This is a genomic window from Ruminococcus sp. RTP21484sp1_RTP21281st1_A8_RTP21281_210402 (genome assembly GCF_040914025.1).
GTDB classification, from domain to species: domain Bacteria; phylum Bacillota; class Clostridia; order Lachnospirales; family Lachnospiraceae; genus Blautia_A; species Blautia_A faecis.
Genome location: NZ_JBCPGE010000013.1, coordinates 62,739 through 75,846, shown reverse-complemented (window position 1 = coordinate 75,846; position 13,108 = coordinate 62,739). Strand labels below are relative to the sequence as shown.

The 13,108-nt window shown below is 44.5% G+C and carries 9 protein-coding genes and 2 pseudogenes; 10 read left to right on the top strand and 1 reads right to left on the bottom strand.

Annotation, left to right across the window (positions count from 1 at the left end; translation table 11 throughout):
• Positions 1–34: 34 nt before the first annotated feature.
• From alaS to AB5170_RS08310, 4 genes and pseudogenes are all read left to right on the top strand, one after another.
• On the top strand, positions 35–2,674 hold the full coding sequence (gene alaS, locus AB5170_RS08325) for an alanine--tRNA ligase (protein ID WP_173772458.1): 2,640 nt from the start codon (positions 35–37) through the stop codon (positions 2,672–2,674).
• Positions 2,675–2,833: 159 nt separating this feature from the next.
• Complete coding sequence (gene rpsU, locus AB5170_RS08320; protein ID WP_004222305.1) at positions 2,834–3,010, top strand: 30S ribosomal protein S21; 177 nt, start codon at positions 2,834–2,836, stop codon at positions 3,008–3,010.
• Positions 3,011–3,184: 174 nt separating this feature from the next.
• A complete protein-coding gene (gene cls / locus AB5170_RS08315) occupies positions 3,185–4,735 on the top strand; it encodes a cardiolipin synthase (RefSeq protein WP_233456123.1) in 1,551 nt (516 codons plus the stop codon).
• A 28-nt stretch (positions 4,736–4,763) separates the two neighbouring features.
• A pseudogene (locus AB5170_RS08310) lies at positions 4,764–4,808 on the top strand (hypothetical protein); the annotation flags it as partial.
• Here the strand turns inward: AB5170_RS08310 and AB5170_RS08305 are convergent.
• A pseudogene (locus tag AB5170_RS08305) lies at positions 4,806–4,853 on the bottom strand (hypothetical protein); the annotation flags it as partial. The pseudogenes AB5170_RS08310 and AB5170_RS08305 overlap by 3 nt on opposite strands.
• A gap of 114 nt (positions 4,854–4,967) precedes the next feature.
• Between AB5170_RS08305 and AB5170_RS08300 the strand changes: the two are divergent.
• The 6 genes from AB5170_RS08300 (at position 4,968) to AB5170_RS08275 (ending at position 13,083) form a co-directional block, all read left to right on the top strand.
• Positions 4,968–6,140: a serine hydrolase gene (locus AB5170_RS08300; RefSeq protein ID WP_173772456.1), complete on the top strand. Its 1,173-nt coding sequence runs from the start codon at positions 4,968–4,970 to the stop codon at positions 6,138–6,140.
• Between the two features lie 20 nt (positions 6,141–6,160).
• Positions 6,161–7,336: a cysteine desulfurase family protein gene (locus AB5170_RS08295; protein ID WP_173772453.1), complete on the top strand. Its 1,176-nt coding sequence runs from the start codon at positions 6,161–6,163 to the stop codon at positions 7,334–7,336.
• Positions 7,337–7,657: 321 nt separating this feature from the next.
• Positions 7,658–8,743, top strand: coding sequence for a tRNA 2-thiouridine(34) synthase MnmA (mnmA, locus tag AB5170_RS08290; RefSeq protein WP_368361810.1), 1,086 nt, complete (start codon positions 7,658–7,660; stop codon positions 8,741–8,743).
• Between the two features lie 451 nt (positions 8,744–9,194).
• Complete coding sequence (locus AB5170_RS08285; protein ID WP_330602718.1) at positions 9,195–10,799, top strand: DUF1538 domain-containing protein; 1,605 nt, start codon at positions 9,195–9,197, stop codon at positions 10,797–10,799.
• A 188-nt stretch (positions 10,800–10,987) separates the two neighbouring features.
• A complete protein-coding gene (locus AB5170_RS08280; protein ID WP_173772452.1) occupies positions 10,988–11,680 on the top strand; it encodes a P-II family nitrogen regulator in 693 nt (230 codons plus the stop codon).
• A 134-nt stretch (positions 11,681–11,814) separates the two neighbouring features.
• Positions 11,815–13,083, top strand: a complete 1,269-nt coding sequence (locus AB5170_RS08275; RefSeq protein ID WP_233456122.1) for a D-alanyl-D-alanine carboxypeptidase family protein — start codon at positions 11,815–11,817, stop codon at positions 13,081–13,083.
• Positions 13,084–13,108 lie beyond the last annotated feature (25 nt).

Below are 13,108 nucleotides of genomic sequence, written 5' to 3'. Positions count from 1 at the left end.
AAGTACTTCTTTATTGCGTAGGAGGAGAATTGAAATGAAGAAATACGGAGTAAACGAACTTCGAAAAATGTTTCTGGATTTCATGGAGAGCAAGGGACATCTTGTTCTGAAAAGCTTTCCATTGGTTCCACAGGGCGATAAAAGTGTCCTGCTGATCAATGCAGGAATGACACCACTGAAACCATATTTCACAGGAGCAGAGAAACCACCCCGTACAAGGGTCAGCACATGCCAGAAATGTATCCGTACAGGTGATATTGAGAATGTAGGTAAGACTGCACGTCACGGTACATTCTTTGAAATGCTTGGTAATTTCTCTTTTGGAGATTACTTTAAAAGAGAGGCTATTCACTGGTCATGGGAGTTCCTGACTGAGGTGGTAGGTCTGGATGCCAGCCGTCTTTATCCGTCTGTTTATCTGGAGGATGATGAGGCTTTCGATATCTGGAATAAAGAGATTGGAATTCCGGCAGAGCGTATTTTCAAATTTGGCAAAGAGGATAACTTCTGGGAGCACGGCGCAGGTCCCTGCGGTCCATGTTCCGAGATCTACTATGACCGTGGAGAAAAATATGGCTGCGGCAAGCCGGGATGTACAGTAGGCTGTGACTGCGACCGCTACATGGAAGTATGGAACAACGTATTTACCCAGTTTGAGAATGACGGAAACGGCAATTATACAACTCTGAAACAGAAGAATATTGATACCGGTATGGGTCTCGAGCGTCTGGCGGTTATTGTCCAGGACGTAGATTCCATTTTCGATGTAGATACCATCTGTTCCCTTCGTAACCTGGTAAGCAGGATTTCCGGCAAACCGTATGGGGTACATCATGAGGACGATGTTTCCATCCGTCTGATCACAGACCATATCCGTTCTGCGACATTCATGATCTCCGATGGTATTATGCCTACCAATGAAGGACGTGGATATGTACTTCGCCGTCTGATCCGCCGTGCTGCAAGACACGGAAGACTTCTGGGAATTGAGGGCAACTTCCTTGCTACTTTAAGTGCAGAAGTAATTGACGGTTCCAAGGATGGATATCCGGAACTGGAAGAAAAGAAAGAATTTATCTTCAACGTTCTCACCAACGAGGAGAACCAGTTCGGTAAGACCATCGACCAGGGACTTCGTATCCTGGCTGATATGGAAGAGGCTATGAATGCAGCTGGAGAGAAGACTCTTTCCGGTGAAAACGCATTTAAATTATATGATACTTACGGATTCCCTCTTGATCTGACCAAGGAGATCCTTGAGGAGAAGGGCTACGAGATCGACGAGGAAGGCTTCAAGACTGCTATGGATGAGCAGAGAGAGAAAGCACGTTCCTCCCGTGAGGTAACCAACTATATGGGAGCTGACGCTACTGTATATGACCAGATTGATACTTCTGTTACCACAGAGTTTGTTGGATACGATCACCTTTCCTTTGAATCTCCGGTTACTGTTCTTACCACAGAAGCTGAGATCGTAGATTCCCTGATGGAAGGACAGAAGGGTACTGTTTTCGTAGAGAAAACACCTTTCTATGCAACTATGGGTGGTCAGGTTGGAGATACCGGTGTGATCGAGACTGCAAATGGCAAATTCATCGTAGAAGATACCATCAAGCTTCGCGGCGGCAAATTCGGTCATGTAGGATATATGGAATCTGGCATGATTTCCAAGGGAGAGACCGTTTCTCTGAAAGTAAATGTTGCTGCAAGAAAAGATATTGAGAAGAACCACAGTGCGACACATCTTCTTCAGAAAGCTCTGAAAGAAGTTCTTGGTTCTCATGTAGAGCAGAAGGGTTCTCTTGTAACTGCTGACAGACTTCGTTTCGACTTTGCCCACTTCACAGCTATGACTGCTGAGGAAATCGGTAAAGTTGAAAAAATTGTAAATGAGCAGATTCAGGCAGCACTTGATGTTCACACCGATATCATGGATGTAGAGGAAGCTAAGAAATCTGGTGCTATGGCACTGTTCGGTGAGAAATATTCCCAGAAGGTACGTGTGGTATCTATGGGTGATTTTTCCAGAGAGCTCTGTGGTGGTACCCATGTTGCAAATACAAGCTCCATCATGCTGTTTAAGATTGTTTCTGAGTCTGGTATTGCAGCAGGTGTCCGCCGTATTGAGGCACTGACCGGAAACGGGGTTCTGGAATACTATAAGAAGCAGGAAGCACTTCTTCACGAGGCTGCCAAGGCTCTGAAAACAACCCCTTCCGAGATGATTGATAAGATCACACATCTTCAGGGTGAGGTGAAGGCTCTTGCAAGTGAGAATGAATCTCTGAAGAGCAAACTGGCTCAGGGTGCTCTGGGAGATGTTATGAATCAGGTTGTAGAAGTAAAAGGGGTGAAACTCCTTGCTGCCAAGGTAGAGGGCGTTGACATGAACGGACTTCGTGATCTTGGTGACCAGCTGAAAGAGAAGCTTGGCGAGGGCGTCGTTGTCCTTGCTGCAGTAAATGAGGGCAAGGTGAACCTTCTTGCAATGGCTACTGATTCTGCGCAGAAAGCAGGAGCACATGCAGGAAACCTGATCAAAGCTGTTGCTGCAATCGTTGGCGGCGGCGGTGGCGGACGTCCGAATATGGCTCAGGCTGGTGGAAAGAATCCGGAGAAGGCAGGCGAGGCAATCGAAGCAGCAGCCGGAATCCTGGAAGGACAGATTCACTAAAAAACATTCAAAATTTTGTCAAAAATTTTTGTAAAATTAAACCAAAAGTTGTTGACGAACCCCGAGTGCATGATATATAATAATGTTCGTGCAAGAAAAATACCCAGACAGTTGTATTTTAGCACAATCTACAACTGGAGGGAGGTTAGGTGTGAGTCTATGTCAAACGTTATCGTAAAAGAAAACGAGACTTTAGATAGCGCTCTTCGCAGATTCAAGAGAAGCTGTGCAAAAGCAGGTATCCAGCAGGAAATCCGCAAAAGAGAGCATTACGAGAAACCAAGCGTTCGTCGTAAGAAAAAATCTGAAGCCGCAAGAAAACGTAAATATAATTAATTGTGCGCAAAAATCCCTGGCTGCATTCAGTCAGGGATTTTTAAATCCAGCAATATCTTCAAATTTGGCTCATTGTTTTCAGGGAAGAAATGACTTTTATATATGGTGATATTGCTGGCTGACCACATGTCCGTTTTGTTGCTGACCGGTGCATGAAGGAGAAAATATAAACTTATGATGATTTTGAAAAAAATAGCCAAGCTTCTGTTTAACCGGGTATTTTATGTAATATTTGCCATGGCGGTGCAGCTTGGCTGGCTGTTGACTATATTTCTGCGTCTTGCAGGATATTCCAGATATATGTCTTTTATTCTGGATGTTATCAGTATTCTGGTTGTTCTGAAAATTGTGAATCGAAAGATAAATCCCTCGTATAAACTGGCATGGACGATGTTGATCCTGTGCCTGCCAATTTTTGGCCTTGTTTTGTATCTTGTATTTGGACGTTCCAGAATTGCTGCTTATATGCAGGATCGATTTAATGAGATGCTGATGAAGTCCGGTAATCTTTTACAGACAGATCCTGAAATACATGATCTTCTGGAGGCAGAAGATATATCTGCATGCAATCAGTCGGATTATATATATCATAATGCAGGTTATCCTATTCACGGAAATACTACTGCAGAATATTTCCAGGTTGGAGATGACATGTTCCCGGTTCTTGTAAGGGAACTGGAGCAGGCACAGCATTATATTTTTATTGAGTATTTTATAATCCATGATGGAGTAATGTGGAGAACCATACTGGATATACTGGAGAGGAAGGTTCAGGAAGGTGTGGATGTCCGTCTGATTTATGATGACATGGGATGTCTTACCACGCTCCCTCATAAATATTACGAAACCATGAGATCCAAAGGAATCAAGTGTCAGGTGTTCAATCCTTTCCGTCCGATCCTGAATATTATCCAGAATAACCGTGACCATCGGAAATTCTGTATTATTGATGGATATGTGGGATTTACCGGTGGTGTAAATCTGGCAGATGAGTATATCAACCAGAAGGAGCGCTTTGGACACTGGAAGGACACTGCGGTTATGCTGAAGGGGGAAGCTGTCTGGAACATGACTGCCATGTTCCTCCATATGTGGAATGTGATTACCAATAACCGTGAGGATCATTCACTTGAGAAATATCTGCCTCATGTATGGCATCCGGAGGCATTTGAAGGGGATGGATATATTCAGCCGTTTTGTGATTCTCCGCTGGATAACGAGACTGTTGGAGAGAATGTTTATCTGAATATTATCAATCGTGCAAAAAGGTATGTGTATATCTGTACACCCTATCTTGTTATTGACAATGAGATGATGACTGCTCTTTGCCTTGCAGCAAAAAGTGGTGTGGATATCCGCCTGATGACACCTGGGATTCCTGACAAAAAACTGGTATTTCTTCTTACCCAGTCTTACTACGAGCAGCTTCTGGAAGCTGGAGTGAAAATCTATGAATATCAGCCGGGATTTTTACATGCCAAGTCCTTTGTATGTGATGACGAGATCGCTGTTGTGGGAACCATCAATCTGGATTACCGAAGCTTGTATCTTCACTTTGAGGATGGTGTATGGATTTATCGGAATCAGGTGATTTATGATATTAAAAAGGATTTCACAGATACCCTGGAATATTGTAATCCGGTATCTTTGGAATTCTGTCGTGGAAGAAATATTGCAGTGCGGGCGATGCAGAGTATTCTAAGGTTATTTGCACCGATGCTGTAGAGTGTGTTCAAAAAGGGGTTTCTGCAAGATGTGCGTCACAATTTGTGGGAGATTTTGTTCGGATGAGGGCATCGCAGTGGGCTGCGGCAACCGAATTCGGGCAAAATCTCCCGCAAATTGGGGCGTATAGATTGCGGGAATGTTTTTTTTAGCTCTAAACCTTATGCAGAATGAGTATATAGATGATGCCCCTTACATGCGGCATTGCCATATATAAATCAGGAGGTCAGATATGAGAAAAGAGATAAAGAAACAGCTTCAGACGATTATGGATCAGGCAGTAAAGGATAATCAGATTGCCGGTATGAATATGATGGTAATAAAGGACGGCCAGGAGGAAGCCTATCTTCAGTGTGGCTATGCGGATAAAGCAAATGGGAGAATGATTGAACGGGATACCATATTCCGTCTTTTTTCCATGACGAAACCGATTACAGCGGCAGCGGCCATGATTTTATTTGAAAGAGGAGTAATTGATCTGGCAGATCCGGTTTCCAGATATATTCCGGGATTTGCAGACCAGATGGTGTCTGTACCTGGCGGACTGGCACCAGTATGGCATAATGTAACGGTTTATCATTTGTTGTCTATGACCAGTGGTTTGACTTATGGCGGAAACAGCAGTGCCGCAGAGTTTGCTGTTGGAAATGTGATGGAAGAAATACATGCACGTCTGAATACAGAGCATCCCATGACAACACTGGAATTTGCAGATAAGATCGGCAGATGTCCTTTGGAGTTTCAGCCCGGAGAGCGCTGGAAGTATGGGGTATCCGCAGATATTCTGGCAGCAGTGGTGGAGAAGGCTTCCGGCATGAAATACGGTGAATTTCTTAAGAAAGAGCTTTTTGTGCCTTTGGGAATGAAAGATACAGATTTCTATGTTCCAGGTGAGAAGCTGGACAGACTGGCCATGACTTATGAGCAGACTGCCGGTGAAATGAAAGAATTCCGTGACAACAGTCTGGGAATCCGTCTTTCCATGGACGTACCGCCTGCTTATGAAGCCGGAGGGGCAGGGCTTGTTTCCACCATTGAGGATTATTCCAGATTTGCGGCTATGCTGATAAATAAAGGCAGCTTCCAGGGCAGACAGATCCTTAAGCCTGCTTCTGTGGAATATATGACCACCCACAAGCTTATAGCATGTCAGCAGGAGTGGTTTGAAAAATGGTGGGAGATGAATGGATATTCTTATGGAAATCTGATGCGTGTGATGACGGATCCGTGGAAGGCACCCTTTGCATGCTGTGAGGGCGAATATGGCTGGGATGGCTGGCTTGGCTGCTATTTCGCCAATTTTCCCAAGGAGAATATGACGATTCTTATGATGATGCAGAAGAAAGATGCAGGGACATTTGATCTTACAAGGAAGCTGAGAAATGTGCTGCTTCTTGGAATGTAATATAAAGAGGAATTTGAGTTATGCCTAGAATTTATGCGGACAATGCAGCAACCACAAAAATAAGTCAGACAGCAATGAAGGCTATGATTTCTGCAATGGAGAATAGTTATGGAAATCCGTCCAGTATTCATCAGATTGGGATGGGAGCAAATGATGCCTTACAGACGGCGAGAGAGCAGATCGCACGTTGCCTTGGCTGTATGCCGAAAGAGATTTTTTTTACATCAGGTGGGACAGAATCAGATAATCAGGCAATTGTGTCAGCGGCTATGCTTGGGGCGAAACAGAATAAGAGGCATATTATTTCTACTGCGTTTGAGCATCATGCGGTGCTTCATACTCTGAGAAGGCTGAAGGAGCAGGGATTTGAGATTCAGCTTCTGGATGTGGGAGCAGAGGGGAATATTACAGCTGCTCAGGTGGAAGAAGCAATTCGGCCGGATACCTGTCTGGTTACGGTTATGTTTGCCAATAATGAAATTGGCTCTGTTCTTCCTATAGCGGAAATTGGAGAAGCCTGCCGTGCTCACGGGGTGCTTTTTCATACAGATGCAGTGCAGGCAGCAGGACATATCCCGGTAAATGTGAAGAAACAGAATATTGATATGTTATCTCTTTCCGCACATAAATTTCATGGCCCAAGAGGAATCGGTGCATTGTATGTGAAACGGGGGATTGAACTGACTTCTCTTATGGAGGGCGGCGGCCAGGAGCGTGGAAAACGGCCAGGCACAGAGAATTTACCGGCAATTATGGGAATGGCAGCTGCTCTGAAAGAAGAGTGCACTTTGATGGAACAAAATGAAGCCAAGGTTATCGCCATGCGAGATCGTTTGATTCAGGGGCTTTCGCAGATTCCTTATAGTATACTGAATGGTTCCAGGGAGAAACGCTTGCCTGGTAATGTGAATTTCTGCTTTGAAGGTGTATCCGGTGAAAGCCTGCTGCTTCTTCTGGATAGCAGGGGAATCTGTGCTTCTTCCGGTTCTGCCTGCGCATCAGGTGCCCTGGATCCAAGCCATGTACTTCTTTCTCTTGGTCTCGCTCCTGAAATCGCCCAGGGTTCACTCAGAATCAGCCTTGACATTTCCAATACTGAGGAAGAAATCGATTATATGCTGGAAGTGATTCCCCAGGTGGTGGAACAACTCCGCGGAATGTCAGATGATTGGCGGAAAAAGCATTGCGAGGATTAAAAGAATCGTGTATGATACAAGATATGATTATTAGAATAGATTGCTATTTAGTTGATTAAAAGTTCGTCAGGAGGGACGCATTTGGACAATGTGTATTACTCACTCGCCGGCGCAACGCTCCAGCGAACTAATCGCTAACTGCGACTAATGCGTTCGGGAGAGCCCTCACGCATAAGTCTCCGTAAGCGCTGGATTTCGCTTACGCTAAGAGCGCGCCTGAAATGGCTCGCTGGAGTAATACACATTGCCCAAATGCTGTGTGTCGGCTGGGACTTAAACACATTAAATAGTAATAGTTTTCAGTTTTTATGAGGTATAAATATGGAATCAGACAATATGAAAAAAGCATTGATCGCCATGAGTGGCGGCGTAGATTCTTCAGTGGCCGCTTACCTGATGAAGGAGCATGGATATGACTGCATCGGTGTCACCATGAAGCTTTTCCAGAATGAAGATGCCGGTGTGAGCCGCAAAAAAAGCTGCTGTTCTCTGGATGATGTGGAGGATGCAAGGAGCGTAGCGCATAATCTTGGAATCCCGTATTACGTGTTTAATTTCACCGCAGATTTTAAAAAACAAGTTATGGACCGCTTCGTAGCAGCCTATGAAAACGGTGCAACTCCCAACCCCTGCATTGACTGCAACCGCTACCTGAAATTCAACAGCCTTTACCATCGTGCAGAAGAATTAGGCTGTCACTATGTAGTAACCGGACACTATGCCAGAATTGAAAAGCGGGAAGATGGCAGATATCTTCTGAAAAAAGCAGCTGACCCTGCAAAAGACCAGAGTTATGTTCTTTACTCTCTTACTCAGGAGCAGCTGGCACACACCATGTTTCCACTTGGAGACATGAATAAACATCAGACCCGCATGATCGCAGATCAGCAGAATTTCTATAACGCAGATAAGCCGGATAGCCAGGATATCTGTTTTGTCCCAGATGGGGATTATGCTGGATTTATCCGCCGGTTTAAAGGAAAAGACTATCCGGCAGGCGATTTTACAGATAAAGACGGAAATGTGCTTGGGCATCATAAAGGGATTATTGGTTACACGGTAGGTCAGCGAAAGGGGCTTGGTATTGCAGCCGGGAAGCCGGTTTACGTTACCAAAATCTGTCCGGCAGAGAACCGCGTGATTCTGGGAGATAATGAGGATTTGTTCCATCGCGAACTGGATGTGGAAGACTTTAATTTCATCTCCTTTGATACCCCGCCGGCAGAATTTCGCGCCAAAGCCAAGGTTCGTTACCGCCAGAAGGAGCAGTGGGCAACTGTAAAAGTTACTGGAGAACATAGTGTACACATCATTTTTGATGAGCCCCAGAGAGCTATCACCAAAGGGCAGGCAGCTGTGCTTTATGATGGAGACGTAGTCATTGGCGGCGGTGTGATCACGGGCTGATAAAATCCGAAATTGCATGATATCTGTTGAAAATACATTGATGTAAAACAACCGGAAGAAATATAGCTAAGTCTATATTAAATTCTGGTTGTTTTTTGTTTATGCAGTCAGTTTACAGTTACTGTTCAATGGTAACATTCCGTGAGGCGTTTTTGTGAACAAAGTTCACAGAAAAACCGAGAATTAAGTTTGCGCAGCAAACGCTACTTCTTGTGCCTGTCACAAGAAGGTTCGTCTTTCTGTGCATCGCGGAGCGGTTACTGGTCACGAAGTGAACAGTAACAGTTTACAAAAAATTAAGAATATATATTGGGTTTATAGATGACGAACCCAATGGGAAAATGTTACAATAATCCATATCAGGCATCGAAGTGGGGCGTATAGATGATAGAATGCCTTTTCAAACACGCTCCAGGCAACTACAGTGAAATATTCAGAAATGGAGGTATATGTGGAAAAAAGAAAATTAATCAGAGAACTTCAGTCCCATCAGTCCGTCTTAAAGGAAAAAGCCAGGGAGAAAGCCAGAGAATCCATCAGCGCAGTGATTTCCATTGTACTGATCGTTTTTATACTTGGTTTTACCGTGGCTGCGTTATCTCCAGGCATCCTGGTGGAATTCCTGGTAGGATCTGTGCTTGTGATCCTGGGAATGATCTTTTTTTCCATGGGAGCAGAATTATCCATGACGCCCATGGGAGAACATGTGGGAGGCAGTATGCTTCGCACGAAAAAGTTAGGCTTTATTATAATTATCGGTTTTATTCTGGGCTTTATTATCACAATATCTGAACCAGATCTGCAGGTTCTTGCAGAACAGGTTTCTTCTGTGCCCAATCTGGTGCTGATCTTATCTGTGGCACTTGGTGTTGGTGCGTTTCTTGTTGTGGCCTTATTGCGTATCCTTTTTGGAATTGCGCTGCCGCCATTGTTATTCAGTTTCTATATTTTAGTATTTGTATTAGCCATGTTTGTTCCTGAGAATTTTCTGGCAGTGGCATTTGATTCCGGTGGAGTGACCACTGGACCTATGACGGTACCCTTTATTATGGCATTGGGTGTTGGTATTGCATCCATCCGTAATGATAAACATGCTGGAGATGATAGTTTCGGACTTGTGGCTCTGTGCTCCATTGGACCTATTTTGGCAGTCCTGATTCTGGGACTTTTGTACCACACGGAAGGCAATGCTGCGCTGGAAGTGGTTTCTGAAGTGGAAAACTCGATAGAACTGGGAAAATTATTTGCAGTCGCACTGCCAAAATATTTTAAAGAGATCGCTGTATCCCTTTTCCCAATTATTGCTTTCTTCGGAATTTTCCAGATTGTTTCGCTGAAATTGAATAAAACTGTGCTGATCAAAATCTGTATCGGCTTATTTTATACATATATAGGACTTGTTCTGTTTCTTACCGGGGCAAATGTAGGCTTTATCCCAGCTGGAAATTACCTGGGGATGGTATTGGGAAATCTGCATTATAACTGGATTCTTGTGCCTCTTGGAATGGTGATCGGTTATTTTATTGTAAAAGCCGAGCCTGCGGTATATGTGCTGATGAAGCAGGTAGAGGAACTGACTGACGGTGCGATTTCCGGGAAATCCATACAGATTGGTCTGTCTGTGGGTGTGGCAGTCTCTGTTGGGATTTCCATGCTCCGGGTGCTGACTGGAATCTCCATTTTCTGTTTTCTGGTGCCAGGTTATGCCATTGCCTTAATCCTCAGCCTGTTTGTTCCCAAAATTTTTACGGCTATTGCATTTGACTCTGGTGGTGTTGCCTCTGGACCTATGACAGCCACCTTTCTCCTTCCGCTGGCGCAGGGAGCCTGTGAAGCTGTGGGTGGAAATATTGTGACAGATGCTTTTGGCGTAGTGGCAATGGTTGCTATGACGCCGCTTATTACTTTGCAGGTGCTAGGCTTGGTTTATCGGGTAAAAGGCGGCGAGCTTGGAGGCAAGGGGAAGAATTTGCCTGCGGACAAAATACCAGTGGAAGCTATACCAGTGGCGGAACTGTTTGAAGAACTGGAAGACACAGAAATTATAGAGTTATAGAAAATTAAGAAAATAGGGATTGAGTGTTGACTCAAACACATTATAAATGAACAATTATAGTTAGGAAGACCTAATAGATGCCATTTTTGTGTGGCACAAAGTGGAAGTACAGATTATAGGAATGATGATTGGGTACACTCAGGGAAGATTATGAACAGCAACGAACTTTATAAAGAAAGGAATCATCTATGAGCGAATTATACATGATGGTTACCATCACCAACCGAAAATACATGTCAAGATTTGCGGCACTTTACCGGGAAAATCAGATAGAAGTAGGAACGGTTTCCCTTGGTATGGGAACGGCCTCAAGTTCCATCCTTGACTATATGGGATTAGAAGATGATGAGAAAAGCATCTGTTTTCACTTTGTGACAGCAGCTACCTGGAAAAAGGTGAAAAAGGGCTTGCAGAACCAACTGCGGATCGACGTGCCCGGAACTGGGATTGCATTTACCATTCCCATGAGCAGCATTGGCGGCAAGCGGGAACTGGGATTTCTCATTCAGGGTCAGGAGTTTGTAAGAGAGGAGGAAGGTACATTGAAAGAGACAAAGCATGAACTGATCGTGGCAATTGCCAATTACGGATATAACACCCAGGTGATGAAAGCAGCAGAGGAGGGTGGCGCAACCGGCGGTACCGTTCTGCATGGAAAAGGGGTAGGAATGAAGCGTGCCGAACAGTTTCTTGGCGTTTCCCTGGTTTCCGAAAAAGAGGTGATCTTCATTGTGGCAAAATCAGAGCAGAAAAATGCCATTATGAGTGCTATCATGGAAAAAGCCGGTCTCACCTCCAAAGCAGGAACCATCGTATTTTCCCTCCCCGTAACCAGCACAGCCGGGCTGCGGATCCTGGAAGATGAGGAAGAAAATTCGTAAACTCCACTTTTTTACGTGGAGAAGTCATGGAAATATTTGCAGATTGGTGATGCTTTTGCATTCTGAGATTATAGTAATAAAATTATGGTGACCGCTTTACAATAGAATAGAACTTATTTTTGAGGAGACATCCTATGCTTGGAAAGGCAATAAGAAAGGCGGTTTTACCTATTTTGCTGGCCAGTCTCATGGTGGGAACTGGCTGTCGGATTGTATATGGGAAAGCAGATATATCGTTGAATGAAAGGGCAGAAAATCATACAAGTGATAATACCGCTGCATCCCCGGAAGAACAAGAAAAAACCACGGAGCCAGCAGCACCTGATGATGCGCTTGTGCAGGCACCTTCTGCTCTTTTAATGGAGGCCAGTACAGGCACTGTAATTTACGAAAAAGATTCGGATACCAGGCGAAGTCCAGCGAGTATTACAAAGATTATGACGTTAATCCTGATTTTCGATGCGTTGGAGAATGGTACACTGAAAATGGATGATCTGGTAACCACCAGTGCCTATGCGAAATCTATGGGTGGCTCCCAGGTATTTCTGGAGGAAGGAGAAACCCAGGATGTGGAGATTATGATCAAGTGCATTGTGATCGCCTCTGGAAATGACGCCAGTGTAGCAATGGCAGAGCATATTGGAGGCAGCGAGCAGGAATTTGTGCGGCAGATGAATGAGCGGGCAGCAGGGCTTGGAATGGAGAATACCCATTTTGTAGACTGCTGTGGATTGACAGAATCCACAGATCACTACACAACTGTCCGGGACATTGCCATTATGAGCCGGGAGCTGATCACCAAATATCCGAAGATCCTGGAGTACTCTTCTATATGGATGGAAAATATTACTCATGTGACCAGACAAGGCTCCAAAGAGTTTTGCTTAACGAATACTAACAAGCTCCTTCGCAGCTACGACGGATGCATCGGTCTGAAAACCGGAAGTACCAGTCTGGCAAAGTATTGCGTATCTGCTGTGGCGTCCCGAAATAACATTACCTTGATTTCTGTAGTTATGGCAGCACCCGATTACAAAGTTCGTTTCAAGGACGCCGCTGCCATGCTGAACTACGGTTTTTCCAAATGCAGCTTTTACACGGATGAAAATCCCGAAAAGCTTCCCCAGATAGAGGTCCGAAAAGGAACCAAACCTACCACAGAAGTAAAATATGAAAAAAACTTCCAGTATCTGAGCACCGACGGCAAAACCATAGGCGAAGTGGAACGAAAACTGAATCTGGAAACTCAGGTCCAGGCGCCTGTAAAAGAAGGCGATGTTGCCGGTACCCTGGAGTATTACCAGAATGGACAAAAGCTTGGAGAGGTGAACATTCTTTTTTCTGAAACTATAGAAAAAGCAACCTATAAAAACTGTCTGGAAAAGCTATTAAAGCTATTGTAAAGAACGTAGTATGGCAGGAGAACCT